Origin of the sequence: Photorhabdus sp. RM71S, from assembly GCF_042879355.1 — a bacterium.
Taxonomy (GTDB): domain Bacteria; phylum Pseudomonadota; class Gammaproteobacteria; order Enterobacterales; family Enterobacteriaceae; genus Photorhabdus; species Photorhabdus kayaii.
Genome location: NZ_JBHFKV010000117.1, coordinates 1 through 1,726 on the forward strand (window position 1 = coordinate 1; position 1,726 = coordinate 1,726).

Here is a 1,726-nt window from a genome sequence, read left to right on the forward strand (position 1 = left end):
AGATGGCTAGTTTAAAATTCGCCCACTTGTTGGGTCTCAAAAAGTCAGCGTCGGAAGATGATGACGACAAAGAAAAAAGCAAAAAAGCGAAATCCCGTCGTGCCGAAGAAGAGGACCGCGACGACGAAGACGCCGAAGATGAGGATGACGATACCAAGGCTGATGAGGATGATACTGACGCTGAGGAAGATGACGATGACGATGACGATGACCAAGATGATGATAAGGATAAATCGTCTAAAAAAGGGAAAAAGGCTAAGTCTCGTCGTGCTGATGACGATGATGAAAATGCCGCAGATAATGACGATAAAAAAGAAGGTCGTCGCGCCGAACGTAAGCGTTGCGCCGCTATTTTCGGCAGTAAGCACGCTGCGGGCAGGCCGGACATGGCCGCCCATCTGGCGTTCAATACTCAAATGTCGGCACGTGAAGCTATCAGCACTTTGGCATTAACGGGATCAGCACCCGTTTCACGCCGCGCTTCATTAGATGAGCGTATGCAACAGGCACAGCAAGTGCGCCTCGGCCCTGACGCACGACAACCCGCTAGCGGCTCTGTTGAGGCACTTGTAGCAAATGCAACCCGTCTCTACAACTCAGCAAAAGGTAAAAAATAATGGAACAGATTGGACAAAACCCCTTTGCGCCGGGTATGACATCAACAATGTTCGTTCCCGATCAGTTAGTGTCTGGCCCGCTTCAACTTGTGACTGACACGGTGACCATAGCTAAGGTAGGGCTATTGAAAAGAGGGACGGTGTTAGGGCTTATCACTGAATTAAAAGAATATGCCTTGAGCGTTAAGACATCGACAGACGGCAGAGAGAAACCTATTGCTATTCTCGCTGATGATGTTGATACAACAACAGAATCCAAGTCATGCGGGGTGTATCTGCTCGACGAGTTTAACCAAAATCGCCTGATATTCGATAAAAGCTGGACGCTTGAAGATCTGAAAACCGCGCTACGTCCTTCGGCTATTTTCATTCGCGATAGCATTCAAGCCCCCATCGCTTAATTCCACTTAACTGCGCTTGATGCCATTTACCCGGCAGGGATGCGCTCGTTTTAAATTCAGTCTGGCAGCTCTGGCTGCCAGCATTGCATATAGAGAAATTGCATGAATATTTATGATACTAACGTGTTAGTACAGCTTGTTCCGAACTTGATCACAAGCCAAAACTGGCTGCTAGACCGCTTCTTTCCCAACATTGTGACTTATGAAACCGAGGTAGTGTCTATTGATGTCGATATCGGTAAACGCCGGATGGCGCCGTTCGTGTCGCCACTTGTAGAGGGAAAATTGGTTGAAAGCCGTCAATACCAGACTAATACATTCAAGCCCGCTTACATCAAAGATAAACGCGCCCCGGATTTACGTAAACCGATTCGTCGTCAAATTGGGGAGCGTATCGGCGGTGAGTACACAGCAGCAGAACGCGAAATGCTAAATCTGCAATTCGAAATGGCCGATCAAATTGACATGATTAACCGGCGATTAGAATGGATGGCTGCAAATGCGTTAGTAAAATCCCAAATTACTGTGGTAGGTGATGGATTTGAGACCACAGTAATTGATTTCGGTCGCTCATCTAATTTGACTGTCACATTAAGTGGTTCAGACAAATGGCCGCTAAAAGTTGCAGCAGGGGCAACAAACACGCAGCCGTCTGATGATATTGAAGCCTGGCAAACGTTAATTCTGAAAGAGTCCGGCGCAGTACCT

Annotated in this window: 3 protein-coding genes; all 3 read left to right on the forward strand. The window is 47.5% G+C overall.

Annotated elements, in window-relative coordinates; all coding sequences use genetic code 11:
- The first annotated feature begins 26 nt into the window (after nt 1–26).
- Nucleotides 27–617 (forward strand): hypothetical protein, encoded by a 591-nt coding sequence (locus ACGF5R_RS23885; RefSeq protein WP_387693106.1) that lies wholly within the window; start codon nt 27–29, stop codon nt 615–617.
- Complete coding sequence (locus ACGF5R_RS23890; RefSeq protein WP_387693108.1) at nt 617–1,018, forward strand: head decoration protein; 402 nt, start codon at nt 617–619, stop codon at nt 1,016–1,018. The genes ACGF5R_RS23885 and ACGF5R_RS23890 overlap by 1 nt, the downstream gene beginning before the upstream one ends.
- Before the next feature lie 102 nt (nt 1,019–1,120).
- Nucleotides 1,121–1,726 (forward strand): major capsid protein (locus ACGF5R_RS23895; protein WP_387693110.1); only part of this gene is annotated, 606 nt, incomplete at its 3' end.